General features: G+C 63.8%; 22 protein-coding genes. 9 read left to right on the forward strand and 13 right to left on the reverse strand.

Annotated elements, in window-relative coordinates:
• The 10 genes from JW897_RS01205 to JW897_RS01250 form a co-directional block, all read right to left on the reverse strand.
• Positions 1–525 carry a hypothetical protein gene (locus JW897_RS01205; protein ID WP_205464908.1) on the reverse strand — a complete coding sequence of 175 codons (525 nt, stop codon included), beginning with the start codon at positions 523–525 and terminating at the stop codon, positions 1–3.
• Positions 522–1,217, reverse strand: coding sequence for a hypothetical protein (locus JW897_RS01210; RefSeq protein WP_205464909.1), 696 nt, complete (start codon positions 1,215–1,217; stop codon positions 522–524). Before JW897_RS01210 ends, JW897_RS01205 begins: the two co-directional genes overlap by 4 nt.
• Positions 1,174–1,761 (reverse strand): type III secretion apparatus protein OrgA/MxiK, encoded by a 588-nt coding sequence (locus tag JW897_RS01215; RefSeq protein WP_205464910.1) that lies wholly within the window; start codon positions 1,759–1,761, stop codon positions 1,174–1,176. Before JW897_RS01215 ends, JW897_RS01210 begins: the two co-directional genes overlap by 44 nt.
• A complete protein-coding gene (locus JW897_RS01220) occupies positions 1,754–2,509 on the reverse strand; it encodes an EscJ/YscJ/HrcJ family type III secretion inner membrane ring protein (RefSeq protein WP_205464911.1) in 756 nt (251 codons plus the stop codon). Before JW897_RS01220 ends, JW897_RS01215 begins: the two co-directional genes overlap by 8 nt.
• Entirely contained in the window at positions 2,506–2,811 is a 306-nt protein-coding gene (gene sctI / locus JW897_RS01225; RefSeq protein WP_048413094.1) for a type III secretion system inner rod subunit SctI, read from the reverse strand. Before sctI ends, JW897_RS01220 begins: the two co-directional genes overlap by 4 nt.
• A gap of 39 nt (positions 2,812–2,850) precedes the next feature.
• Positions 2,851–3,102 carry a type III secretion system needle complex protein gene (locus JW897_RS01230; protein ID WP_048413095.1) on the reverse strand — a complete coding sequence of 84 codons (252 nt, stop codon included), beginning with the start codon at positions 3,100–3,102 and terminating at the stop codon, positions 2,851–2,853.
• An 18-nt stretch (positions 3,103–3,120) separates the two neighbouring features.
• Complete coding sequence (locus JW897_RS01235) at positions 3,121–4,302, reverse strand: PrgH/EprH family type III secretion inner membrane ring protein (RefSeq protein ID WP_205464912.1); 1,182 nt, start codon at positions 4,300–4,302, stop codon at positions 3,121–3,123.
• Positions 4,303–4,495: 193 nt separating this feature from the next.
• Positions 4,496–4,741: a hypothetical protein gene (locus JW897_RS01240; protein WP_205464913.1), complete on the reverse strand. Its 246-nt coding sequence runs from the start codon at positions 4,739–4,741 to the stop codon at positions 4,496–4,498.
• On the reverse strand, positions 4,738–5,202 hold the full coding sequence (gene iagB, locus JW897_RS01245) for a type III secretion system invasion protein IagB (RefSeq protein ID WP_304413550.1): 465 nt from the start codon (positions 5,200–5,202) through the stop codon (positions 4,738–4,740). The genes JW897_RS01240 and iagB overlap by 4 nt, the downstream gene beginning before the upstream one ends.
• Positions 5,199–6,893, reverse strand: a complete 1,695-nt coding sequence (locus JW897_RS01250) for a HilA/EilA family virulence transcriptional regulator (RefSeq protein WP_048413097.1) — start codon at positions 6,891–6,893, stop codon at positions 5,199–5,201. The genes iagB and JW897_RS01250 overlap by 4 nt, the downstream gene beginning before the upstream one ends.
• A 614-nt stretch (positions 6,894–7,507) precedes the next feature.
• Here JW897_RS01250 and JW897_RS01255 point away from each other — a divergent pair.
• The 9 genes from JW897_RS01255 to JW897_RS01295 all read left to right on the forward strand — a co-directional run bounded on the left by JW897_RS01255 (position 7,508) and on the right by JW897_RS01295 (position 15,861).
• The gene (locus tag JW897_RS01255) at positions 7,508–7,909 is read left to right on the forward strand and encodes a hypothetical protein (RefSeq protein ID WP_205464914.1); all 402 of its coding nucleotides are present in this window, start codon (positions 7,508–7,510) and stop codon (positions 7,907–7,909) included.
• A 58-nt stretch (positions 7,910–7,967) separates the two neighbouring features.
• A complete protein-coding gene (locus JW897_RS01260) occupies positions 7,968–10,571 on the forward strand; it encodes a hypothetical protein (RefSeq protein ID WP_205464915.1) in 2,604 nt (867 codons plus the stop codon).
• Positions 10,572–10,602: 31 nt separating this feature from the next.
• Complete coding sequence (locus JW897_RS01265) at positions 10,603–11,451, forward strand: hypothetical protein (protein ID WP_205464916.1); 849 nt, start codon at positions 10,603–10,605, stop codon at positions 11,449–11,451.
• 167 nt (positions 11,452–11,618) lie between these two features.
• On the forward strand, positions 11,619–11,828 hold the full coding sequence (locus tag JW897_RS01270; protein ID WP_205464917.1) for a hypothetical protein: 210 nt from the start codon (positions 11,619–11,621) through the stop codon (positions 11,826–11,828).
• The gene (locus tag JW897_RS01275; protein WP_205464918.1) at positions 11,825–12,040 is read left to right on the forward strand and encodes a hypothetical protein; all 216 of its coding nucleotides are present in this window, start codon (positions 11,825–11,827) and stop codon (positions 12,038–12,040) included. The genes JW897_RS01270 and JW897_RS01275 overlap by 4 nt, the downstream gene beginning before the upstream one ends.
• Positions 12,037–12,516 (forward strand): InvB/SpaK family type III secretion system chaperone, encoded by a 480-nt coding sequence (locus tag JW897_RS01280; RefSeq protein ID WP_205464919.1) that lies wholly within the window; start codon positions 12,037–12,039, stop codon positions 12,514–12,516. The genes JW897_RS01275 and JW897_RS01280 overlap by 4 nt, the downstream gene beginning before the upstream one ends.
• Before the next feature lie 13 nt (positions 12,517–12,529).
• On the forward strand, positions 12,530–13,354 hold the full coding sequence (locus JW897_RS01285; RefSeq protein WP_205464920.1) for a hypothetical protein: 825 nt from the start codon (positions 12,530–12,532) through the stop codon (positions 13,352–13,354).
• Positions 13,355–13,414: 60 nt separating this feature from the next.
• Positions 13,415–14,548, forward strand: coding sequence for a hypothetical protein (locus JW897_RS01290; protein WP_205464921.1), 1,134 nt, complete (start codon positions 13,415–13,417; stop codon positions 14,546–14,548).
• 110 nt (positions 14,549–14,658) lie between these two features.
• Complete coding sequence (locus JW897_RS01295; RefSeq protein WP_205464922.1) at positions 14,659–15,861, forward strand: m7GpppX diphosphatase; 1,203 nt, start codon at positions 14,659–14,661, stop codon at positions 15,859–15,861.
• 125 nt (positions 15,862–15,986) lie between these two features.
• On the opposite strand, the gene JW897_RS01300 is transcribed toward JW897_RS01295, so the two are convergent.
• The 3 genes from JW897_RS01300 to JW897_RS01310 form a co-directional block, all read right to left on the reverse strand.
• A complete protein-coding gene (locus JW897_RS01300) occupies positions 15,987–18,617 on the reverse strand; it encodes a patatin-like phospholipase domain-containing protein (RefSeq protein ID WP_205464923.1) in 2,631 nt (876 codons plus the stop codon).
• 406 nt (positions 18,618–19,023) lie between these two features.
• Positions 19,024–20,898 carry a GMC family oxidoreductase gene (locus tag JW897_RS01305; protein WP_205464924.1) on the reverse strand — a complete coding sequence of 625 codons (1,875 nt, stop codon included), beginning with the start codon at positions 20,896–20,898 and terminating at the stop codon, positions 19,024–19,026.
• Between the two features lie 10 nt (positions 20,899–20,908).
• Positions 20,909–23,359, reverse strand: coding sequence for a c-type cytochrome (locus tag JW897_RS01310; protein ID WP_205464925.1), 2,451 nt, complete (start codon positions 23,357–23,359; stop codon positions 20,909–20,911).
• Positions 23,360–23,477 lie beyond the last annotated feature (118 nt).

Consider the following 23,477-nt stretch of genomic DNA (forward strand, 5'->3'; position numbering starts at 1 on the left):
TCACCAGTCCTCCATCTCCTTGGGCACGCCGCCTGACATGATCGCGTCCTGCATCCATTGGGTCATCATGCTTCCGATGCCCATATTGCTCACCAGCGATGTCAGTAATGCGGTGTGCAGCGGCGAGTCCTTGTCGATCTGTTCCAGCGTGCGCTGGATCATGTCGTTCTTCTGCTTCAAGGTGGTGAAGGCCAGCTCGCCGGTGGCCGGGTCCTTGAAATCGCGCAGCAGCTTGCCGACGGCGTCGGCGTAGCGCTGCTTGTCCTCTTGCGAGTCGGTCGCCGGCGGCGGCAGCCCGCGCAGCGCTGCGAGAAAAGCGACCGCGACGGGGTCGGACTGGAAGTCCGGCCATTTGAACGGCGGCGGATCCACCGGCTTGGCGTCGCCCGTCTCCGGGGTTTCCGTCGGCGGCGCGGCGCCGTCGGCGTCTTGCGCCGCGGCCAGCAGCCGTTGCTGCAGCGGGATGAGGTCGTCGCCGGCCGCGGCGGCGCGGCCCAAGGCGGAGGGGGGCAGCGAGGGGATCATTCCGGGCTCCTGTCTGCGGCGGCCAAGGCCGCCAGGTCTTGTTCCAGCCGCGCGATCAAACCGCGCAGCGCCTGCTCCGACAAGCGGCGGCAGTCCTGGGGCAGGGGCTCCAGGCATTGCAGCAGCTGGCGGCTGGCCGGCTCCACGTATTGTTCCGGCGAGAACTCCGCCGCCTGGTCCGCGCAGCGCATCATGAAGCGCGTGTCGGCGTGATAGTCGATCTGGATGGCGCCGGGCCAGTTTTCCGTCAGCAGCGTCATCAGCTGCGGCTGCAGCGCGCGGGCGCGCTTGGGCAGTTGCAGGTAGAGGGTGGCGTCCGGCTGGTCCAGGTCGCGCAGCCATTCGTCCAGCAGCAGCAGCAGCGTGTCCGGATGGTCCACCGCGGCGGCCAGCATCGCGCGCGCCTCTTGCTCCAGCCGCTCGCGCCAGCGCCAGGCCATGGCCTGGTTGGCGGCCAGATGGGCGGCCGCGTGCTCCAGCGCGGCGAGCATGCCTTGCTGGTAGCCCTCCTGGCTGGCTTGCCGGCGCAAGGCCTCGGCCTGGCGCTCGGCTTCGCGCAGCAGGCGCTGCGCCTGTTGCCGCGCCTCGCGTTCCAGCCGGTCGGCGCGTTCGGCGCGGCGCAACTGGCCGCGGCGCACCAGCACGCCTTCAGCGGCGGTCGGGGGGCGGGTTGTGGGGATGTCTCTGGGCATGTTGTAGGGCCAAGGTCAGAATCAGGGCGTCGGCGGCCGGCTGCGGCGGCGCGGCGTCGGCTTCCGGCGGAAATAGCAGCGGCAGGCGTTGCGCCAGCGGGCGCGGCAGCCGTTCGCGCCAGGCTTGCAGGCGGCCGTAGCCGGTGAGCAGCAGCGCGCCGTGGCTGAGCGCCGGCCGTTGCGCGGCGGCGGCGTCCGGCGGCAGCGCCACGGAGGCGAAGGCCTGCGCCCAGTCCGGCAAGCGCAGCAGGCCGGCTTGCCAGCCCAGGCCGGCGCGCAGCGCGTGGCAGCCCAGCAGATAGGCGGTTTGCGGCAGCCGCCGCCAGTGGCGCAGCCATTGCCGCGCCAGCGGGTCCAGCTGGGCGTCGGCGCAGTCGCTGTCCAGCCGATAAGCGGAAATCACCAGTTCATTGGCCGCCGCGCGCGCGGCGGCGGAGGCGGTCAGCGCCGGTGGCAGAACCAGCCGCCGCGGGTGCAGATAGGCCAGCGGGTCGTACAGCAGCGCTTGCAGCGCCGGGGAACGGGCGGCCGGCGGTTTACTCATGTCCAGCCTGCGGCTCGGCGGCGGGCGGCGCTGCCGCGGCTTTGGGCGCGCGGCGTTGCCACAGCCAGGCCGCCGCCGCGCCCAGAAGCGCGATCAGGGCCACGCCGGCCATCAGCCAGCTCAGGCCGGAGCCGCGTTCTTCCGCCGGCGCGGTGGGCGCCTGCTGCTGCGCCTCGCTGCGGCGCGACAGCACCACCGAGATATTGTCGTAATCGATGTCGGCGAAGCTGTTCTTCAGGAAACGTTTGATGTCGTTGACCATCTGCGCCGGGTCCACGTCGCGGTCGTACACCGCCAGCGCGGACAGGTGGATGGGTTTGGCCGCGCGGCCGCCTTCGCCGGAATCCAGGTCGTAGCTGACGTGCACGCGCGCGGACAGCACGCCGTCCATGGTCTGCAGCGACTGCTCCAGCCGCTGCTCGATGGCGGAATACAGCCGCGCCTTTTCCGCGCGCGGCGAGGACACCAGCGAATCCGCCGGGAACATCTGCGCCACTTCCACCCGCGGCCGCGACGGCAGGTTGTAGGCCTTCAGCCAGTCCACGGCGGCGGCGAAGTCCGGCTGCGCCACGGCGATGCTGAAGCCGGTCTTGCCGCGGTCGGTCTTGTCGGCCTCGATATTGTGGCGCTGCAAGACGGCGATCACTTCATTGGCCTGCTGCTGATCCAGGCCCTTGAGCAAGTCCTTTTGCTGGCAGCCGGTCAGCAGCAAGGCCAGCAATACGGCTTTGAAACCATGGCGGATCATGAGCGCAGCAGGCTTTCTACCGCGCCCACGGTCTTGCGGGTGAGGGTACTGATCATGGACACCTCCAGGTTGTAATTGGATGTGCGCTGCTGCAGCTCCATCAGCATGGCCGGATTGCTCAACAGACCCGGCTGTTCCAGCCGTTGCAGGATGGCGTCTTTTTCCATGCCTATGTCGACGGCGTTTTGCGAGAAGGCCTGGATCAGGCGGTCGTCCAGCGACACGAGATTGTGCTCGGAGCGAGTGATGTCACTGGCCTGGGTGGTCAGCGCGTCCAGCGAGCGGGCGGCGATGGGGGTCATGGGTGGCTCCAGGAGCGCCGGCGCAGCCGGCGCCGGGGTTTAGCGGAAGTTCTGGATGATGGCCGCGTCGATGTCCTTGAACACCTTGACGGTGTTGGACTGGGCGTTGCGGTACAGGTTGTACTCGGACAGTTTGCTTTGGTAGTCGGCCAGGATCTTGGGGTTGGACGGGTTCTTGTTCAGGTCGTCCAGAGCGGTTTTCAGGTCCTTTTGTAGGTCCGCGACGCCCTTGTCGAATTCGCCGGACATATCGCTGAGCGTCCAGTCTTTGGAGGGGAGGTCGATTGCCATGGTGGTTTGCCTTTGGGTTTACAGGGGTTTGGGGAAATACCAGTGGCCAGTCGCCATCTTGACGTAACCCTGGTTGCCGTACTTGAAGGACTTGCCCTTGAGCCAGTCGTCCTTCAATTCAATGGCGAATTGCACGTAGCGGCCGCCCCATTGGCGGTAGTAGTCGTCGACGAAGCGGCGCGCGCGCAATAGTTCGCCGTCGTCCAGCGCGCCCTGGATCACGAAGGTGACGCCGTTGGGCTGCTCGCTGCGGGTGAAGGGCAGCGCCTGGCGCGACAGGCCGGTTTCGGCCTGGCTCGCGGCGGCGGCGTCGTCCACCGGCACGATGTCCACCGCGTCGGCGTAGGGCATCTGTTCGGCCAGCCGCTGCGACAGCGCCTGGCTGGCCGGGCCGCCCAGCGCGGCGCGCTGCTGGCTGACCCACAGCTGCGGCCGGCGCGGGTCGTCCAGCTGCAGGCGGTAATAGGGGAGGTGCGGGTAGTGGTCGGCCAGCCAACGGCCGACGCGTTCGTTTTCCTGCTGCGGGCTGAGCACTTGCGCCGGGCGGTTGTAGTCGCCGCGCGCCAGCACTTGCCGCGCCCAGGCGCTGTCGCGCTCATTGGCGGCGGCGACGTAGAACACGCCGTCGCGGCCGGGCAATACCTGGAAGCGCTGGCTGTCGCGTCCCAGCAGCGCGTTCAATTCCGAGGCCTGGCGCTGCGGGGTGTTCCACAACCAGTAGCCGCCGCCGGCCAGCAACAGCGCGGCGATCACCGCCAGCGCCACCGCGGCGGCGGCGTGGCGGCGCGCCGGCTTCTGCTCCGGCGGCGGCGCGTCCTGGCCGTGGCCCAACACTTCCGGCGACCAGGACAGGTGTTCCGGCCGCAGCGCCAGCTCCAGCGCGCCGATGCGCAGCGGGCGGTTGAACTCGGCCGGACGTTCGTCCGTGCCGGCGTCGCGCAGTTCGCGCAAGGTCACGCGGTCGGGTTCGGCGCGGTCGATCAGCACTTCGAAATTGACGCCGCCCTGCTCCAGCGGAATGAATAGGGCGTCGGCCGGCAATTCCGGCAACTGGCCGGTCTCGGTCAGCGCGGCGGCCGGGCCGACCAGGAACAGGGTCTTGCCCGGCTGCAACAGGAATTCGCAGCCGCGCAGCGGGCTGTTGAGCAGGCGGACCACGATGGGCGCCGGCGCGGAGAGTGTGATGTCTTCAGCTGCCATGGTGTCTGTCGGTGAGTGCGCAAGGTTCTGCGATGTTGGCATCCACTTTACGGACATGCGGGGACGGATTCCTGATGGAAAACCGATGAAATCTCGGGAGGGGAATCAGATTCGGGGAAGGAGGGAAAAAGCATGGCGGCGTGCCGCGAAGACGGCGGCCGCCATGTAAAGGGGGATCGGGGATGGCGCGGGTTCAGCGCTCTTGGGCACCGGCGGCCCGCGCCGCCATTCTTTGTTCTCTAAGGATCTGTCGTTCTTTCAACTCGTTGATGAGCTCCTTTCCCGCCGACGAGGCGGCGGGATTGGAAGCCGGCTCCTTGCGCAGTTTTTGGCTCTCTACATCGCGCAATTGCTGTATGTCGGCCGCCGGGGCCGGCGTGTTGACGGGCGGCGGCGTCGCGGGCAGCGCGCGCGGGGCGGGAGAAAGCGAGCGAATCATGAGAGCTCCTTGCTTGGGGGTGGGGCGGCTTGGCGCAGCTTCTGGTAGCGCCGCCACACTTGCTCGGCGTAACGCATGCGCAAGGCGCGGCGGTTGGGCGCGGTGCCGGCGTTGTAAGCGCCCACCGCCTCCCAGGAATAACCGTAGCGTTTCATCATCTCGGCCAGGATGGAGGCACCGACGACCACGGACAGGCAGGCGTCGCCCATCAACTGCGGCTCGGTGACGCCCAGCCGGCGCAGCCGCGGCAGATGAGTGCTGTTGATCTGCATCAGACCCAGGTCCCGGCTGCCGTCGCGGTTGCGGCCCACCGCGTCCGGCTTGAGCCCGGACTCCTGTTGCGCGATGGCGTAGAGCAGGTCCGGCGCGATATTGAACATGCCGCCGGCGCGATCCCAGCAGTCCGCCCGCGCGGCGCCGGCGCACAAGAAGAGAGCGGACAGCAGACAGGCGCGGATCACGCAGCCTCCGGCTGGCAGGGCTGGGCGTGTTCCGCCAGCTCGCTCAGACGCGGATCGTGGCGCCAGGCCTTGATCCACAGATAGCCTTCGGCCTGCAATTGGCGCCAGTGCTGAATGGCGGCCTCCGGGCCCTGCGCGGCCAGGATCAGCGGCAGCAGGCTGGAGCGCACCTGGCGGCTGTCCACCTTGGCGAGGAAGGCGCGCAGCGCCGGCAGCGCGGCGTCGCCGCGCCGGCAGTAGTCCACATAGCTGTGATTGAGGGCGAGCAGGCCGGCCTCCTCGCCGGAGTCGCGCACCGCCTGGACCAGTTCGTCGGCTTGCGCGTGCTGGCCTTGCAGTCCCAGCAGCAGCGCCAGCACGCTTTGCAGCACCGGGTGGTTCTGCCCGTATTGGCACAGTTGGCGCTTGCCCAGCGACACCGCGTCGTCGATGCGGCGCTCGTAATAAGTCAGCCACAGTTTGAGGATGCTGGCGGCGATGCGCGAGGGGTCGCGCTCCAGGCAGGCGTCCAGCGCCTGCTGCGCCTGGGCCAGCTTGCCGGACAGGAATAAATGCCAGGCGTGGTAGTAATGGATGTCGACGGCGTCCGGCGCCAGCATCCGCGCCTGCTCGAACAGCGCCTCGGCCACCGCCTGCTCCGAGCGCATGCTGCTGAGCAGGGCCAGCAATCCCAGCGCCTGCGGGTTGGCCGCGTCCAGCTCCACCGCCTTGTTCACCGCCTGCTGCGCCTGGATCAGCGCCTGGGCCTGGTCGAACAGGCCCAGCTGGGCCAGGGTCAGATAGCACTCGGCCAGGCTGCAGTAAGGCAGCGCGTGGCTGGGGCCGGCGTTGACGCACTGGCGCAGCAGCATCAGCGCGCGGCGCAGGCTGGACGGGGTGTGTTGCTGCAGTTCGTGGCGGCCGTTCAGATAGGTGATGGCCATGTCCAGCGAGCCCAGCTCGTTGTTCTGGCCCTGGTTCCAGCGCAGGCCGGGAATGCGTTGCGGCAGCAGGCTGGCCAGCCGAGTCTGCAGCGCGGTGATCGGCTGTTCCGGGCTCAGCTCTATGCTTTCGTGATGGATCAGCTGGTGGCCGGCGGCGCGCACCAATTCCACCCGCAGCTTCCAGACGCCGCCTTGCTGCAGGGTCTGGCCGGCCAGGTAGTAGTCCGGGCGCAGCTGGTCGATCATCGCCACGATGTCGGTGACGTCGCGGCAGTTCTGGGTGATGGTGGCCGGCAGCACGATCAGGCCGAACGGCGAGTAGCGCGACAGGCATTGCACCAGGGCGTTGTGCAGGCTGACCGCGTCCAGCTGCGGATGGGTGCGGAAAGGGAGCACCGCCACTGAGCACTGCGCTGCCAGCGGGGTGGGTTTGGACACCATGGCCACTGGGCGGCTGAAGCGGTAGCCCTTGCCGTACACCGTGTCGATGTAGCGGCAGTCCTTGGTTTCCAGCAGGATGCGCCGCAGCGCGTAAATGCAGCGGGTCAGCGATTCTTCGTTGACCTCGCCGTCCGGCCAGACGCGGTCCAGCAGCGCGTCCTTGCTGACCAGCTCTCCCGCCGCTTCCAGCAGGGTGGTCAGCACCGCCAGCTCCTTGGGCGGAATGCTGATCTGCTGCTCTCGGTGCAGCAGCATGCCGTCGAAGTGCAGGACGAAGTCGCCAAAAACAAATTGCCTGTTCATGAAGCCATCTTTATGTAACGCCATCTTCTAGTTCCTCTTGCGCGCAGGGCGCAATAGCGCATGGCGGACCATGCGGATCGAGTCGACCAATGCCGCGACTTGTGTGCTGTTCCCCGTAGCATCGCGGCATGTCGGCGTGTTTTTTGTTCGGTGGATCTGTTGGGTGATTTGCGCTGGTTCTTGGGGCCGGCTGCGGATTCGCATCGCGCGGCGTGTGTCCGCCGCTTCCCGCCCGCTGTCGCCTGGAATTGCCAGTGTCGTCAACTGGCGCTCAAAACCTCTATCCGGTCATAAAAACAGAGAGAGTGGATGGTACTTTTGCCGACGAGGGCCAGCTTGCAAAAAATGTTCAGCGAATGACATGGTCTTGTTTGTCCTGTTGTTATGTCATTGGGTTGATATGGATGTTTTTGATTTCCTTCGCATAAATTGAGTGTATGTAGGAATACTACGTGAGGGAGTGCTTGCTACAAATGGGAAAACTCTCAAAAACGAGGGGGCGGCATGGACGGGGCCGCGGCCGATTTATGCAAGTTAGGCCAGGGGCGTTGGGGTAGTTTGACGCTGTCGCCGAGCATGCGCCGGCGGCCCCTCATCACCGTCGTTCTGGCCTCGCCGCCAAATCAGGAGCGTTTCAAATGTCTTTTAATGTTTCGTCGAAGCCGCCCGCCGCCCCATCCCGTTTGGCGGCGCTGTCCGAGCCGCAGCCAAGCGCGGCGTCCGCGCCGACGCAAAGCCCGTTCGCGGCCGCGCTGCGTAGCGGCGGCATGACGGCGTTGGAGCCGGCTGTCGAACAGAAGCCGGCGCCCAACAGCGCCGACGCCTGGCAGGCCGTGAGAGCCGACCTGGCTCGGGATTGCGCCAAATATCGCGATTTAGCGGCCCAGGGCTTGAAAGACGCGACGGTCAGCCAGGAGACGCGCGGGCAATTGCAGAGACTGTTGCTGGGCTGGACGGAGATGGGGCGGGAGTTGCAGTCGGACAGGCCGTCGCCGCTGGCGCTGGCCGCGAATTTGAAAGCCGGCAACGGCGAAAACTAGACAGGCGCTACGGGCCCGGCCCGGCGTTTGAGCCGCGATGCGGCGCGAGGAGGCATCCATGTTGGACACAGTTGCAAGCGGGGCGAGTACGGTGCGGTTGCAGGGCTTCCGCCGTTTATCGGAATCTTCGGTGCAGCGGCCGGCGCAGGGCCTGGCCGCGGCGTTGAGCGGCGCGCGCGGCGCGGCCGAACGCAGCGTGGAAGACGCGCCGCCGGCGCGCGGCGGGCAGGTTGCGCTTAGCGACGACAAGCTGCGCCTGCGGCGCGAGGACTTGGGCCAGACCTTGCTGGCGATGAAACGCGAAGCGTATCGCCAGGCGGAGCCGGAACGCTCGCGTTGGCCGCGCTGGGTGCAGGCTTTGAACATCCTGCCGCGCAGCCACGCGGTGGCGCCGCGGACCGTGGCCATTGTGGAAAGCTTGCGGCAGACGCTGGCGGCCGGCGACGCGCAAACGCCGCTGGACATCAAGGAATGCGCGCGGCTGTCGCTGGATATGGAAGCGCTGGCGCGCGCGGCTACGCCGGGCAGCCCGCTGGCGGAACTGAGCCAGCGGCTGGCCTTGTTGGGCCAGGCGGCCTGGGCGCAATTGGCGCGGACGGAGGCGGAAGCGCAGTTGCTGCCGCAGTTCCAGCGCTTCGACCAGCCCGGCGCCAGCCAGGAGCGCAAGGTCGGCGGCTCGGTCGGCGTCGGCCTGGGGCTGGGCGAAGCCGGCGCCGGAGCCAAGGCCACCTTCAGCGTGGGCCTGGCCTGGAGCCGCGGCATGGACAACGACGACGAAGGCTTCGTGTTCCAGAACCAGGGCAAGGCGGTGTCGGCGCGCGCCGGCGTTCAGGGCGGCGTAGGCGTCGCCACCTTGTCCGGCGCGGTGGAGGGCCGCCGCCAGCGCACCATGGCGACCGAATACGCCAGCGCCACCGCCTTCGTCAAGCTGAAGGCGGACCAACTGACGCACGGCTCGCGCCGCGACACCCTGGGCGTCAGCGCCCGCACCGTGGTGGGCGCGCTGATCCGCCTGTTCCGGCCCAGCCACGGCAACGAGCTGCGCCAATACCAGCAATTGCAACAGCAGGCGGCGGATCAGCAGCAGCGGCTGGGCGTGCTGCTGGGCTGGCTGGGCCAGCGCGACAACGCCGCGTCCCTGCCCGGCGCGCAAGCGCCTTATCTGCCGCCCAGCAAGGTGGACAGCGTCAAGGGCAGCGCCTCCGCCCGCGCCGAAGCCGTCGGCGTCGGGGCCGGCGTCGCCGCGGCGGTGGAGCGCATCGACATCCAGGCCGACGCGCTGACGCCGATCTGGCAAGGCCTGCGCCAAGAGCAAGGCGCGGCGCGCAACGCGACGATCGCGCAGCAGCGGCTGGCCGGCATTGAACAAAAAGCCGCCGCGCTGATGGGCGCGGACGCGCGCAACCATCCCTTGAGCTGGCTCAGCGGCGCGCAGAACATGGCGGAACTGCGCGAGCAGACGCCGGCCAAGCTGCGCGACGCGGCGGAGGGCCTGCGCGCCGAGTTCGAACATTTCTGCGCCGTCGCCCAGCAACTGGACGCCGGCATCGGCAAGCGCCAGGGCGGCGCGGCGGTGGAGCGCTCCATCCAGGCCTCCTGGCGCGCCGGCAGTCGCGAGGAGACGCTGGCCAATATGGCGCTGGCCCACGCCGCGCTGACGCTGACCGCGGCGGGCAAGGGCGACGCCGAATTGCTGCAAAGCCTGGACGCGCTGGCGCCGCGGCTGTACGCGCCGCCCATCCGCCACGACGCGGCGGCTCTGGCCAAACGCACCAGCTTCCACGACGTGCTGCGCCTGCAGATCCGCGACCGCAGCGTCGCGCTGGACCTGGGCGGCGCGCTGGGCCCGCTGGGCCTGAAAGCCGAAGCCTCGCTGACCGAACGCACCCGGGTGCACCACAACCCGGTGCGCGCCGGCGACTACAAGGACGTGAGGATCAGCCTGTCCGGCAATCTGAGCGGCTCTTGGCCGCTGGACGCCTTGCGCGACGCGCTGAGCGCGCAATTGGCGCCGCACGGCCTGGCCGCCGAAGTGCCGGCGGCGCTGGCCGGGTTGCAAAGCTCGGCAGGCCTGCAAGGCGGCGGAGCGCTGACCTTGCTGCTGCGCTTCTATCGGCCGCAATACCAGACCCAGGCGGATTTCCCGGCAGCAGCCGCCGGCTTCCGGCTGCAATTGAGCCGGGTCAGCGCCAGCGGCAACCTCGGCGTGTCCGCCTCCGGCGGCGTGCCGCTGCAGCCGGGCGTGTCGCTGGAACTGGGTCTTAACGCCGGCGCCTCCGCCACCGCGGTGCTGGGGGAGCGTTGGGGCGACAACAGCCTGAGCGCGCCGCTGATGCACTATCTGCACCTGAAGGGCGTGAACGAGAGCGAGCGCTGGCCGGCCTTGAGGGTGGCGCAGCGCCCGGCGCTGGAGGCCCTGTGCCGCAAGCTGGCCGAACCGGGCTCGGCGGTGCGCCAAGAGGCGGATTACTACCTGCGGCGGCAGGGCGCGGACGGCGTGGATTTCTTCGCCGCGATGGAGCGCTTCGCCGCCAGCGGCTCCAAGCCGGCGGGAGACGCCGCGCTGGACGCGCTGGACGCGATGATGGAGCGCCAGCTCCCGCTGTGGCAGGCGGACAAGCAGAGCTTCGCCGGTTGGGAAGAGCTGCCGCTGGCGCGCTAGCGGCGGTGGATAAGGCAAGAGGACACAGCAAATGAGAATCACGGCAAGCGGCGCGGCGATGCCGCCGCCGCCGCCGCGCCCGGACGCCCCGCCGGCGACGGAGGCCAGCCGGCTGGCCCAGGCGGTCAAGGGCGTGGACAGCGTTTGCGAACCCGCGCCGCGGCCCTTGGAGCGTTTCCGCGACGTCGCCCGCTTCGTCGCCGCGCTGATGCCAAGGGAAGGGGAAACCGGCCTGGTGGACGAAGAGCTGCGTGAAGCGCGCGATCCGCGCCATCGCTACCGTCAGTACGCGCAGCCGGCGCATAAGGAATGGGTGGCCAGCGGCGCTTGCGCCAAGGAAAACTTCTTCGCCTGGATGGACGCCCGCCCGCAGCTGGACATCAATCTGGCGCGGCCGGGCCAGCCGCCGCGCATGGCGCGCTTGGGCGACGCGCCGCAAGTCAGCTATCTGAGCGAGGCCGCCGCGCTCAAACCTTATCTGGCCGAAGTGGCCGACGGCGTGTGGCGGCGGCTGGACGGCACGGCTATCGACACCGCCGGCTCCAAGGGCAAGCTGGGCATGCCGGGCTACGCCATCCTGGTGTTGGACCGGGAGGACAGGCTGTTTGTCCACGACGCGGTGCTGGGGCGGCTGCACCACAGCAGCACCAGCGCCGGCAAGCCGGTGCGGGCGGCGGCGATGATAGAGCTGCGCGAGGGCAAGGCCAGATCGCTGGTGCTGTCCTCCGGCCACTATATGAGCGATCTGGACGACCTGGAGCGGTTGCTGGATTTTCTGGACGGCAGGATGGATCTGTCGAAACTGGCGGTGCTGGCTCCGCACGAAGATAGGGCGGAGCTGGCCGAGGTGCTGGCGCCCTATCGCCAGGCCCGGCACTAAAGCCGGGACGGTTTCAGACGCAAGCGGCGCGCCAATTTGGCGCGCCGTTTTTTTATGTCAGCTCGGCGCCCGCGGCTTAGGTGAGCGCTTTTTGGAAGTGCTTGATCTTGGCTTGGATTTAAATACTTACGACTGTTTTGTTTTTTTAATTTTCAGGAGTCGCAGACATGATGCTGAATTCAGTCGGAGTTCGTCTGCTTCAAACCTCGTCCTCCAATGCCGGCGTGGAATCGGTGCAGGCCAGCAAGCGTTTTGCTCAGGTTTACTATAAGAGCGATTTCAAGGCAGTGTCATCGGAAATCCATATGGTTTGGCTTGGCTCCAAGCCTGGCGACAGCCAGCAGAAATATCTGCGCGGAGGGCCGGAGAAAATATGAACAGCACGGTGAGTCTGTGGGTGGATTCGAAACCATTCGGCGCTTGCGCGGTGAATAAGAAAGTCCGCGAACAAGTGAATACGCTATTCCCGGATGCCAAGCAATATCAGCAGGAAAAACAACTACGCGGCTTGTTCAGTCAATTGAAGGCCAGCTTGCAGTCCGAGGACAAACCACTGAGCCGTGCGGCGCAGAAAAAGGAAATGCCATGAGCGAAAAAATTGATGATCAAACCCACTTCTTGGGCAGGTCGTTGAATTCTGTGACCTACAGTTCATTGTCATTCTCTCAAAATATTCATCATGAACTTAGTTCGTTGGTTCGCGATGCACTGACCGAGCTGGGCGTTTCAGACCAATTGTTGCATGGCTTTGACTCACACTCAACCATAGCCATTGATCTAAATGAAGGGCTGTCTATTAATATTTCGTTGGTCGACGATCGCCTCTTCATTTGGTCATTTATCCCGATTGGTGAAGAGCTGTTGATAGACAATGCCAGGCACATCATGCCTGTTCTCACAACTGTAATGGAATATGTTGAAACGGGCCACTTAACATTGGGTAAGTGTAATGATGGTTTCGAATTAAAAGCATTGATTAACCCGAGCGCATTGCTTGAAAATAAATTCAGTGAAGTTATTTATGGTTTTTATGGCGCGCTAAAGATTGTGTCTAGCCACCGATGAGGAAGGATGTTTAATGCTGGAAATTAAAGTCAATCACATCGCCCAGGTCAGCAGATGCCAAGCAGAACAGCAGGGTGAGCCTCAGTTACTGCCGGTTAAAACAATAAAAAACTCCCCAAGCATGATGCGTTTCAAAGAGGCCGCACAATTCATTATGGAAATGATGCCAAGAAAAAGCTGTGGGGAAGCAGGTGCTAACCCAAAATACTGGCTGGAAATTAAAGATCCGAAGCATCGCGATAGGGTTTCGTTGAATGGTCTTGATGCACAGTCCGGTGCATTAAGCGCATGGCAGGAAGACGTTAATAGCAAGGTTGGGCTGTTTCAGTGGATTGATCAGCATCCCGATGTTGAAATCAATGCGCTCAAGAATAAATCTAAGCATCCTCTGTCGCAGGATGTCGGCTATATCAATTATCTATCCTCAGGTCAAGCCGCTAATTATCGGGTAACGCTTTCTCAGGGTGAATGGAAAGTAGGGGATAAATTATTAGATACGACACATCTGCCGGGCAAGGCCGGGATGGAGGGCCACGCTGCCATTGTTGTCCATCGAGATGGAAATATCTTTGTTCACCCATATGAAAAAGGCAAATGGCAGCATACTTCGACGACAGAAGGTAAGCCGGTTTTATCAGCGGGTATGATACTCATTGCACAGGGGAAAGCGAAATCATTTCATCTGGATTCCGGTCACTATATGCCCCAGCGGCCTCAACTAGAGCATCTTTTAGCTCGATTGGCGGCGCAAGGCGTCAATATTGATGAGCTCGATATCCACGCCAAGTCTATCGCGCAGAGTGATATAAAGGCGCTGGTGAGGAAATACTCTGGTTGACGTTGTTGTTTGCCAGGCAGGAGTCTAATAATACAAACTCATTCTATTAGGATATAGGAAATGATCCAAGTTCAAACATTGCATCGTTCTACCTCTATTACGCCGACTGAGCAAAGTCATCAGCGCAATCAGTCCCTAAATGTGCTGGCAGTGCACAATACTCAAAACTCGCCGATGCACAGAACGCTGGACATCTACGGTATAGATGATAGTCGGAAAGCGTTAAGCCAGCTAAATCAGGATAAATACCATGTGTTGATTAAAAAAGACCACTCAGGTAAGTCTGATTTAACCCACGGTGCCTATGTGTCCAAACAGGGTGAGGATGACTATGGCAACTTTAACTGGTTAAATCCAAAGGGGCTGATGAAATATCAAACCCCAGATGTCGCTGTTATCAGCTTTACGAATAAAGATCAGTTAACACAGCTTAGCGAGACCTACTCGAAGACTCCCTTGCCGGATTTCCTCACCAAGGTACTTAATGCAGAGGCCTGCCTAGATACTGATCTTTATCGCCGGAATGAGAATCTGGCGCAGTTTGTTTCGCCAATTGATGGTACGCAACATGGATATCTAATTAGCCCCAATACCCCGTACTGCGATGCAAAAGTGTTAGATGCCTATGTCAACGCTCCCGAAAAACTCAAAAATAGCAAACATGGCATCATCTTGTGCACCTACGCGATTCATCCGGGTATACAGTCCTCATTTCTGGAATCGAGAAATCATCAATCAGGCCCTGAGAGGCTTGAGGCAAGCCAGAAGACGCCACAAAAGATGATTGATGAAAAAACACAGATTGACTCCTTGACCAGCATTCTGAGTTTAAAACAAGAGCATCTTCCGCAGCTCGAAAAATTGCGACAAGAGACAGTGCAACATCTTCGAAACGTATATGCTGTAAATGAACATGACAATACCAGAATGTTTTTCCATTTTCCCGTTGCAGAGAAAACCGCTACGCTTCACTTGCACACCTGGGTAAACAAAGGCGATCACCCGCTGAATGAACCAAGGTCTTTCGATCTCGACGCGATTATTGCGCATCTTAAGTCTGGAAAAGAGATTAGCGATCTCGTTCTTGATCGAAACGGGGGAACTTATTTTCTACCGACCTCAGATTCCATTAAGGATATTAGCGGTATTCCATTTAAAGGTGTGCGCGGCAATGTTCTAAATCTGCCTTTGTAATAGATTTATACTTGGCCTTTTGTTCGTTGGAGTACGATCAGCAAGCCTTAGTGACTAAGTGCAGCCAACGCACCTGCAACGTGCAACATGACAATTACAGGAGATAACTCATGATTTCAATTCAAGCGTTGCGGCCTTCTGCTGCGACTTTGCCCGCTGACTCGAGTCGCTTATGCCATGAGACCCTAGATGTACAGGCAGTACGTAACTCTCAGGCCAGCCTGACACAACACGAAAGTTCTGCGATCCGCAGAACATTGGATGCCTATGGCATTGATGACAATCGGAAAATCCTGAGTCAGCTAAATCAAGACAGCTATCATGTGTTGATTAAGCAAGACAAATCCGGAGCCGCCGATTTAACCCATGGTGTCTATATATCCAAACAATCTGAAGACGACTATGGTAGTTTCAGATGGCTAAATCCAAGAGGTTTGCAAAAGTATCAAACTAAGGACCTGGCTCAGGTAAGGCTGACAACAACAAACCTGGCACAGCTCAAGGAAACGTACAAAAATGAAAATACTACCCAGTTCCTGGTTGAGCTGCTACGCGGTAACAGCCGGGAACCTGGCGATAAGGTATACAATGAGGTGTATAAAAAAAATCCAGATATCTTCCATTACTCTGCCCCGTTGGGAACGGGCAATGGGTTTCTGATTTATCCGAATATTCCCTACATGTCGCAAACCTACACCGCTGGACAAGTCACGGATTTGGCCGCTAGGCCAGAAGGCATCCAGCTGACGGCCTGGGCCGTTCATCCTGCTTTACCACATGACTTGATTCAGGAAATGAAGGGTGATCCTTCAATAGAAAAAGTAGCGGTTAAGCAGAGTGAGGAATTAAATCAATATAAGGCTGAGTTAAAATCAGGCGTGAAGTCATTGACTTCTATATTGGATTTGGAGCAAAGCGATGTTGGAATGCTGGAAAAACTAAAGCGGGATAGCCTTCAGTATTTAGTTGATACCTATGGGGTGTCTGCTGAAAAAGATAAGGTTAAGTTGTTTTTCCATTTTCCGGTGGCGCCTTCAACCGCTACCTTGCATCTGCATATTTGGGTGAACAAAGGGGATCATCCCTTAAATGAGTCGCGCGCATTTGGTATTGATGAGGTCATTCAGTATTTAAAGAGCGATGGAAATGTCAATGAATTGATATTGTCCCGAAACGATGGGCAATTTATATTGCCGAGCAAAGATATGTTACATAAGATTAAAGGCATGCCTGAAAGTAAAGAACCAATGCCTGCCGACTATAGTGAACTTAGGCTCCCTATCGATGTGGCGCATCAAAAGGACATGGCCTAAGCGCCTGTTCATGATCCAATGCGCATAGCGAGACGCCGCACGGCGTTTTGGCGGGGTTCGCCTCAAGGCGAACCCCGCCAAGGCGCGAGTATCCGGCGGACCGGAAACGTCCAGCCTGTTTCCGCTCAGGCGCCGCCGCCGTCCGCGGCCAGCCAGCCCGCGCCGTTGCGGTCCAGCTCGCGCACCGCCTGTTCGCCTATGCACAGCCCCAGTTTGCGGTAACTCTCGAACTGGGATTCGTCGAACCACTGATTGAGCGTGGACTGGTGCGGGAAGGTCGGGTGCTCGGCACGGTATTGCAGCACGTCCACCGGCTCTATGCCCTGCAGGCAGGGCTTCAGATAAAGCAGATGGCCGCTGGCGCCGGAGGCGTAGCGGATGTAGCCGACGGCGAAGGCGGCCCGGCTGAGGCCGGTGGCCGGGTCGCGGCGGATGGCGTCCACGTCGATGTGGATTTCCGCGCCCAGATCGATCCGGCATTTGCGGATGGCGTTGCCCAGGTCCTCGAAAGTCATCTGCTCGTCCTGACCGGCGTCGCTGATCACGATCAGCCGGCATTCCCGCCGCAGCAATTCATACAAGCCCAGGTTTTCGAAGTGGCCGCCGTCGCTGAGGTAGACGAAGTCCAAACGGGCATTGGTCTGCCCCAGCAACTCCTTGAGCAGATAGACCCAGCCCTGCGGCGGGGACATCGCCTGCAGCGCGGCGCCGGGCTTGCCCGGATTGGGGCACCAGCGTCCCAGCCTCACATTGAACACCGTCAGCAGAAAAGTCACCGCCGGCGAGCTGTGATAGCCCTGGTTGGGGCTGACCGCCGCGCCGGACACCGCCATCAGCGAGCCCAGCATCGGCCCCTGCTCGGCGCCGGTGGCGTCGTCGTGCATATAGTCGCGGGTGGGCACGAAGGCGTCGATGGCCTCCGGCGCGCCGTCGGGAAATTTATAGCCGCAGTAGCGCGGGGTGAAGGTGAAGGAGGCGGCCTTGCGTTGCTGCCAGGCCAGGTCGTCGCCGGCCACCAGGTTGAGGGTGGTGTTGATCAGCGGGTAGGGCCGCTGCGGCGGACCGGAGGGCGCGCCGGCCAGTTCGGCCAGCGGCAGGTCGTCGCCGGCGTTGAAGCCGGTGAAGCGGTTGACCGTGTCCGTCCGCTGCGGCGCGCTGGCGCCCAGATAGCCGCGCGTCAGCCGGTTGCGGTAGAAGTTGTGCAGCGAGAACAGATTGATGTCGAAGCGCGAGGAGGCGAACACCGCCAGCCCCAGGCTGGCCAGGATCAGCGCCGCGTACAGCCCGCCGCCCATGCCCTGTTGCTCCGAGGCGGCGAAGTGCAGTGTGGTCCAGTCGCCGAGGCCGCAGCTTTGAAAGCCGCACAGCTGCTGGCGCAGTTGCCAGCCGTCGGCGCGGATCTCCAGCGCGGCCAGCAGCCAGCTGAGGCCGGCGCTGAGCAGGATCAGCAGGCCGGCGACGAAGACGTAAGGCCCGATGCGGGCGACCAGGTCGCGCCAGCCGGCGTGCTGTCCGCCGCCGGTCTTGGCGGACTGCCCCTGCCAGACCGCCGCCAGCGTGGTCAGCAGCCAGGCCGGCAGCGTCAGCGCGCGCAGCCAGTCGGCGGCCACCGCCAGCAGCGGCAGCGACAGCGCCACCACGAGGAACAGCAGCACCAGCGCCAGGTCCAGCGCCAGCAGCAGGCCGCCCAGCCGGGACCACCATTCGCGCTGCAGGTCCGAGAAGCTGCGCTTGACCAGGCCGATGTGCAGCGCGGCGCTGAGGGCGAACACCGGCGGCAGCACGGCGAAGGCGCCGGCCACCACGTACCAGGCCTGGGCCAGCGGCGCGCGGATGCCCAGGCCGTAGTCCAGCGCCTGCAGCAAGAGCCACAGCTTGCCGCCGCCGGCCAGGCCGGCCAGCAGCGCCCACAGCACGCTGCGCAGATAGCCGTTGCCGCGCAGCTGGCTGAAGCCGCGCGCCAGCAAGGCCCAGTAGCCGGCGTAAGCCAGGCTGGAGACCAGGGCCACCCGCCACAGCGGCAGCTGGTGCCAGAAGTCGGCGCGGTTTTCCAGTTGCCGCAAGGTGAACACCGCCATCGCGTAACAGAAGAGCAGCAAGAGTGCGATGCTGCAGGCCGGGGCATTGGGCGAGGCGGCGGTTTTGCCGTCGCGGGTGGTGGCGCGCGCCAGCAGCGCGGACAGCGCGGCGGAGGCGGCGGCCACGGCCAGCGCGGCGGTGCCCGCATAGGGCCAGTCGGCGAGATTGCGCGCCAGGCCCACCAGGAAATGAGGGCCCAGCAGCAGCGCCAGCAGCAGGCTTTGCAGCACGATCTGGTTGAGGATGAAGTTGCGCCAGTAGGTGATGACGGCGGACAGGGTGTCCAGGCTGAACGGCCCGGTCTTGGGGGTCAGGTAGTTGCTGTAGTCGCGCAGGAACTGGATGGCCGGCTGGCGGCCCTGATGGTCGCGCAGCGTCTGTTCCATGCCGGCGTTGCCGGCGCGGCGCTTGAGCGCGGACAGCCAGCCGCCCAGATAGCCGCCGCCGGAGACGGTGGACAGGTAGTCGAATTCGCGCAGCCAGCGGCTGCTGGCCAACGCCTGCAGCACGCCCAGGTTGAAGGTGGCGCTGCGGATGCCGCCGCCGGAGAAGGCGAGGCCGGCTTGCGGCGCGGCATCGCCGCCCGGGCGTTCCACGCCTTCGTCCGCGCGCGCGGCGGCGAGACCGGCGCGTTCGTCGGCGTGGACTTGGGAGAAGGCTTGGGTGGGGGTGTTCATCGGCTTCTTTCCACAGGCTTAATGTTTGAGGTATGGAAGTTGCATCCTCCGCGCGAGCGAGAGTTTGGGTGTTGTTTTCCACGCGGATGTGGATATTTCGAGGCAAGCAAGAGGAAATCACGTATCCGATGCGCCCTAGGTCCCTTCAAGCCTGCCGTTGGGTGGCAGACCCGAGGTCTTAAGCGGCTGCTTTGTCTGAGCGATTTGACGTTAGCAAATCGCGAGTTCAGCCGCGCCTCGGGTCTGACGGGCCCCGACGGGAAGCCGCAGGCCAGGCTTGCAGGGCGGCCTTTGGGGTGAAGGGGAATTTGGCCGAGCAAATTCCCCTTCCTGCCCGCCGGGCAGCCCCGGCAATGAAACCCATCATCCGCGTAGCGGATATAAGACCCATACGCCAAGCGGCCCCTCAACGCTTGGCATCCTCCAAAATCGCCTCCGCCGCCTTCTCCGCGATCATGTACACCGCGGAGACGATGAAGAAGCCGGGGATGCGCGGAAACACCGAGGCGTCCACCACGCGCAGGCCGCTGACGCCGTGGACGCGGAACTGGCTGTCCAGCACGCCGCCGGCATCGCGCGCGCCGATCGCGCAGCTGCAGGAGGCATGGTGGCCCCAGGCGTTGTCTCGGACGAACTGACGCAGTTCGTCGTCGCTTTGCAGCGCCTCGCCGGGCAGTTCTTCTTCCGCGATCAGGTTCTGCTTTTTCAGGTCCGCGGTCAGGGTGCGCACGAACTTGATGCCTTCCACCACCGAGTCCAGGTCCTGATCTCCGCCGGCGCTGCCTTCCTCGAAGTAATGGAAGTTGATGTCCGGCGGGTCGCGCGGGTCGGCGGAACGCAGCGTCACCGTGCCGGCGCGGTTATTGGTGTGCGCCTTGAGAATGGCCCAGGTCAGGTAGTTCAGGTGTTCCGGAAACAGCCGCGAGTAGCCAGGGAAATAACCTTTGAACAGGCCCAGCAGCGCGAAGCAGAACAGGTCGGGCAGCGGGCGTTCTTGCGCCGAGCGGCGGATCACCGCCAGCACCGCGCCGTTGGTGGTGTAAACGCCCTTGCGTCCTTCCGCCCACTGCTTGTACTGCGGGTCGCCGGGCGCGAACTCCGCGCCCTTGAGCACTTCCCAGTGCTTGAAGTTCATCCGGTTGACCACGCCCACTTCGTAGCGGTCCTGCAGGTTCTGGCCGACGCCGGGCAGGTCCACCCGCGGCGCGATGCCGTGCTCTTGCAGGTGGGCGGCCGGGCCGATGCCGGACAGCATCAGTAGTTGCGGGCTGTTGAAGGCGCCGCCGGCCAGGATCACTTCGCGGCTGCAGCGCGCCTCGCGGCGCTCGCCGGCGGCCTCACTGACCCGGCCGCTGGCGCGGTAGAGGCCGGCGCCTTTCAGGTATTCCACGCCCACCGCGCGCTGGCCTTCGTCGAACAGCACCCGGGTGGCCAGCGCGTCCAGTTCCACGCGCAGCCGGTCCGGGTGGCGCGCCGCCGCGTCCAGCACCCGTTCGCGGCTGCCGTTGCGCTGATGGTTGCGGGTGGCCAGCGGCGGGTAGCAGACGCCGACGGCGTTGTCGCGCACCAGCCGCCAGTCGTTGGGATCGGCCTGGCCTTGCAGCAGCCAGCGCCAGCTGCGGTGCGGCACGTCCACTTCGTCGAAGGCCTTGTCCGCCGACACCAGCAGGGTGTCCACCAGGCCGGCGTCGCCCAGCGCGGATTCCGGGATCGCCTTCTCGGTTTGCAGCCAGCCGCGCCAGCCGTGGCGGGTGGGGTTGACGCCGAGCAGGCCCAGCCAGCGGTAGAGCGGGCGGTGGTGGCAGTTTTCCAGCCGCTCGAAGTAGCCGCGCATGTGGTCCGCGCGCCAGCTGTGGTCGCCGGTGAGCTGGGCGATGCCGTCCCAGTCCGCGTTGTGCGGGTAGACGGTGATCATCGCGTTGTGGGCGGTGCAGCCGCCCAGCGCGCCGGCGCGCGGGTAGAGCACGCCGTCCACTTTCCGGCCGTTCCATTCCGCGCGGTATTTGGGATCGCGCTTTTGCTGGGCGTCGTCGGCGTAGTGGCGGACGAAGTAGTCCAGCTTCATCGCCTCGTTTTCCGAGGCCAGAGCGTGGAACACCGGCACGTCGTAATCGTCGGGCAGCCGTTCGGCCTGGGGTTGCCAGGCGTCTCCGCCCTTGAGCGCGCGCGGGTCGCCGCCGGCCTCCAGCAGCAAGACCCGATGGCCGGCCTCGGCCAGCCGCGCCGCCAGCGTGCCGCCGCCGGCGCCGGAACCCACCACGATGTATTCGTATTCGTCCATGGCGCGCGCTTTAGAAGGTTTTCAGGAATTCGATCAGCGCGTATTTGTCGCTGTCGCTGAGGCCGGGCTCCTTGGTCTGGTAGCCGGTGCCGAAGTAATGGCCGCGGTTGACCACGAAGTCAGGGCAGGTGCTCAGCTCCAGCATCGGCTGCGCCAGGTTGGCGAACACCTTGCGCGCCTCTTCGTCGCTGGCGCCCGGCGGCAGCGCCTTGAGGTCGTGCTTGATCTTCAGCAGCAGCTCCAGCAGTTTCTTGTCGTGCTTGAGTCGTTCGCCCAGCGAGGGGTTGTCCAGCGTCACCTGCAGATTGGAGATCAGGTTGACCGGGGTGCCGGCCGGGATCGGCCCCAGCTCCACGCCGTCCTTGCCGAACAGCCAGGGCAGATAGCGTTGCAGCGGGCCTTGCAGTTCCTGCAGCGCGTCCGGCAGGTAGCCGGTGGGCACGCGCAGATAGCTGCGCGCGGTGGTGCGGTCGATCAGGCCGGGCACTTTGTCGCCCAGCACCTTGTCCTTCTCGCGCTTTTCAGGCCACAGCAGTTTCTGGATGGAGTCGTTGAAGGACTCCATGCGCGCGGCCACCGACGGGCTGGGGTTGAATTTGCCCAGGCTGTTGTTGAGCAGGAAGGGCGCGGTGGACCAGACGCTGATCAGCGAGGCCGGGCGGGTGAAGCCGCGGCCGCCGGCCGGCATCTTGTACTGCGAGGGCGCGCCGGTGAACGGGTTGTGCACGGTGATCTCGCCGACCGAGGGCAGGTCTTTATAGGTTTTGGACGAGAAGTTGTCCCAGATATTGCCCTTGAGCGCATTGGTGGCCAGCGGGCTGCAGGCGTTGGTCTGCAGCAGGGTCACCGGCACCCGCAGTTCGGTGGACAGGTAGTTGTCCTTCAGGAAGTCGTCGGCCTGGACGATCTGGCGCATCTGCGATTTGAAGTCCTCGGTCTTGGTCCAGTCCCAGTATTTGTTGAAGCAGGCCAGGTAGTCCGGGCCGGCGCAGCCGGCGCTGGGGTCCAGCGGCGGCACCTTGGGCGGCAGCTTGCTGGAGTGGCAGCGCGCGCAGTTTTCCGCGAACACCACTTTGCCGCGGCTGAGCTGGGCGGCGTCGCTGCTCAGGTATTGCGCGCCGCCGGGAGCGTCCTTCAGCTTGTGCGGGTCCGTGCTTTTCAGGAAGAACAGCGCCATGTCCACCGTTTGCAGTTCGGTGGACTGCCAGTACACCGAGTTCTTGCGCGCGTCGGCGATCTGGATCGGGGTGATGGTTTTGCCGCCCACCAGCGGGTTGAAGTGCAGCAGCCATTCCTCGCTGAACAGGCCGATGTTCAGATAGACGCGGTTCAGCGCGCCCAGCGCGCCCACCGAGTCGGAGCCGTCCTTCAGCACCCGCGGCGTCCACACGGTCTTGGGCGGCTGGAAGAACTGGGTCAGCGGGCCGTCCTTGACGAAGTCGTTGAACTGCTTGTTGTTGAGCCCGCCGCCGGCCAGGGTTTCCTTGCCCCAGCGTTTGGCGATGTCCAGCCGCGGCCCCAGGCCGTACACCGCGTTCATGGTGCGCGGGTTGTTGATGGAGTCGGTGGAGATCAGCGAGGTGTCCAGCGCGCCGGGGCGCGAGGTGTGGAACAGCTGGAAGGGGAAGCTGCTGGCGTCCGCCTGCCAGGAGAAGATGCGGTCCACCCAGAAATATTGGGCGCCGACGTTGGAACTGAGGTTTTCCCACTTCGGATGTTCCGGGTCCGCCGGCGGTTTCACCGGATTGGGGCCTACGTGGCAGAACGCACAGGACATGCCCACGCGGTAGGGGCGGATCAGGTCCTTGTCGTTGTAATACGTCGGGTCTTCGTAATAGCGCTTGGCGTCCCATTTCTTGGCGGCGGCTTCGTCGAAGGCCGGGTTGGGGAACAGACGCAGGCCCACCACGCCGGTGGCGTAGCCGTAGAAGGAGCCGGCGGGCAGATTCTTGCCGCGCGCGCCTATGGCCACGCCCGGATATTTCTGCTCGTTCTCGAACGGGTCTTTCGGGCAATCGGCGCGGCGCTGGTCCAGCCACAGGCCGAAGCGCTTGTCGTCCGGGCCGCCGGCCTTGTCGAAACAGGGCTCGTTGACCAGGCCCAGGTAGTTCCAGCGATTGTCGCGGCTGAACTTGAGGCCGGGATGGGAGGACAGGGTCTTGAGCAGGTCCAGGTTGCCGACGCTGACGGTGGCCAGCTTGTCCCACAGCCTGTCGTTGCCGCCGGTCCACACCAGCCAGGTGTTGCGGCCCTTGACCTCGGCGGCGTTCAGCGCCACCGCGCCGTCCATGTCCTTGAAGTAGTCCTCGTCGGCGGCGGGGAAGGATTCCACCGTGCGTTGGGCCTGCTTGGCCTCGTCCAGCACGGTGCCGGGTTTGGGCTCGCCGTCCCGGCAGCCGGCTAGGCTCAACAGCAATAGCAACGCCGCTCCCCGGCGCAGGGTAGGGGTCAACTGGGCCATCGCATTTTCTCCATCGGCAGCAAGGCGGTTTTGATTTTGTTTCATTTATTTGGCATGTCTGGGCCTATCTCTGCCTATAGCACGGCGGCGGCGGGACCGCGCCCGCGTAGTTTTGCTG

This window comes from Chromobacterium alkanivorans, assembly GCF_016937655.1.
GTDB lineage: Bacteria > Pseudomonadota > Gammaproteobacteria > Burkholderiales > Chromobacteriaceae > Chromobacterium > Chromobacterium alkanivorans.